The organism is Bacillus sp. P4_D3, from assembly GCF_056401855.1.
Genome location: NZ_JBFUIN010000524.1, coordinates 1 through 2,199 on the forward strand (window position 1 = coordinate 1; position 2,199 = coordinate 2,199).

2 protein-coding genes are annotated in these 2,199 nt (G+C 36.5%); one reads left to right on the forward strand and one right to left on the reverse strand.

Features of this window, described 5'->3' with window-relative positions:
- Positions 1–1,676, forward strand: a 1,676-nt coding sequence (locus tag AC1DTM_RS23565; RefSeq protein WP_477001022.1) for a transglutaminase TgpA family protein, incomplete at its 5' end; no start/stop codon positions are given.
- Between the two features lie 96 nt (positions 1,677–1,772).
- Here AC1DTM_RS23565 and bsaA read toward each other — a convergent pair.
- A partial coding sequence (gene bsaA / locus AC1DTM_RS23570) for a glutathione peroxidase (protein WP_477001023.1) occupies positions 1,773–2,199 on the reverse strand: 427 nt, incomplete at its 5' end.

Sequence of the window (2,199 nt, forward strand, 5' to 3'; positions counted from 1 at the left end):
GAATAAAAGAGATGGAACACTTACAAAATTATGCTAGAGTAATCTCAAAATTACTTAGACCTCTTACAATATTTATTGTATTGTCAGCAATCATCGCATACTTTGCTCCAAAATTTGGTCCTCAATGGCCAAACCCAATGAATTTTTTAAAATTCAACACATCCGAAGCAAGTAAAGAACAAGAAGTTTCTAAAATTGGGTATGGTTTAGATGACTCCCGATTAGGCGGTCCTTTTAAGGCGGATCCTACAATTGTTTTCACAGCACAAACACAAAACAAACAATATTGGAGAGTAGAAACAAAAGATTTTTATACAGGAAAAGGCTGGGAAGTTTCTGAAAATCAAAAAAAGGTTTCTTTTAAACATAAAAACGACGTCGTGAGCTGGTACGAACAAAATACAAAAACGGAGATAACTGAGGCAACAATCACCATGCAAAAAAGTTATCCTCACCTTACCTATCCAGCAGGATTAGTATCAGTTGAGGCTTCTTCTGATGTATCATACAGCGTTGACCCATTTTCAGAAAAAATCTATACGATGCACGGAGACTCTTCTACTACTTTAAATTCGTATAAAGTAACGTATGAGATTCCGGAGTTTTCCATAGAAAACTTGAAAGCTGCAAAAACGAATGAAGATCAAGAAACAAGTTCTTATTTCATGACAAAGTACACACAACTTCCCGAATCATTACCGCAGCGAGTAAAAGACTTGGCTGTCAATCTTACAAATGATAAAGACAGCCGGTATGATAAAGTATTAGCTATTGAAAATTACTTCACAGACAACTCTTTTGTATACGAAACAACGAATGTCTTATTCCCTGCCAAAAACCAAGATTATGTAGATCAATTCCTTTTCGATACAAAAAGCGGCTACTGTAATAATTTTTCGACGTCTATGATTGTACTACTTCGTTCTGCCGGGATTCCCGCCCGCTGGGTAAAAGGATTTACAGAAGGAACTCTTGAGAATACAATTGCTGGTGCTGAAGGTGAGAATGTTTATAAAATCGCGAACAATAACGCACACTCTTGGGTCGAAGTATATTTTCCAGAATACGGATGGATTCCATTCGAACCAACAAAAGGGTTTACCAATCCCTATAATTTTATAAATAATACTCCTGCTTCTACTTCACAAAATAGCGAAGAAACTAATTCTAATAGCGGGCAAATACACCAACGGAACAATGAAGCGAAGCTCAAAAGTTTAATAGAAAATACAGAAGAAGCCTCTACTAAAAAGATTACAAATTCTAAAAATAGGATTTCTTGGTGGTACGTATTCCTCTCTACGATACCGATTAGTATCATCGGATACATTCTCTTCACTACTAGAATGAAATGGATTACATTTTTTATTATTCTTTTCTATAAATACCGAAAAGATGATGCTGTTTATAGAAAAGCTTACGGTGCACTTTTAAAACAATTTGCGAGAATCGGCATACCACGGGGTGAAAGTCAAACATTCCGAGAATACGCTCTCCGCATCGATACACTTTACAACTCGGCCGATATGCAACAACTTACTTTCAGTTATGAGAACGCTATGTATCAAAAGGGACAGACCGCAGCCGAATGGAAGACATCCGTACACTTATGGGAAGTGCTTATGAAAAAAGCAACTTCTCTGCCTAAATCAAATGACTTCGATCCAGTGATTTAATCTTGATAATGTGAGTTTAAAGAAAACACCTCAAAGAACTACTTTGTTCTTTGAGGTGTTATTTAATAAACATAATAAAAGATAGCTAACTCCTAATTATTCCCCAAGCACCTTCTCAATCTCAACCTCTAAATCCACCGGCTTCGTTTGCGGCGCAAAACGCCCTACTACTTTCCCATCTTTTCCAATTAGAAACTTAGTAAAGTTCCATTTCACAGCTTTCATACCAAGTAAACCTGGTGCTTGTTCTGTCATGTATGTATAAAGAGGATGAGCCTTATCACCTTTCACATCAATCTTTGCAAACATCGGGAAGTTTACACCGTAGTTCAATTCACAAAAACTAGTAATATCAGCTTCTGTGCCTGGTTCTTGTCCCCCAAATTGATTACAAGGGAAACCGAGTATTTCTAGTCCTTGGTCTTTATATTTATCATATACTTCCTGTAACCCTTTATATTGTGGTGTAAATCCACATTTACTAGCTACATTTACAATAAGAAGTGCTTTTCCTTCGTAATCT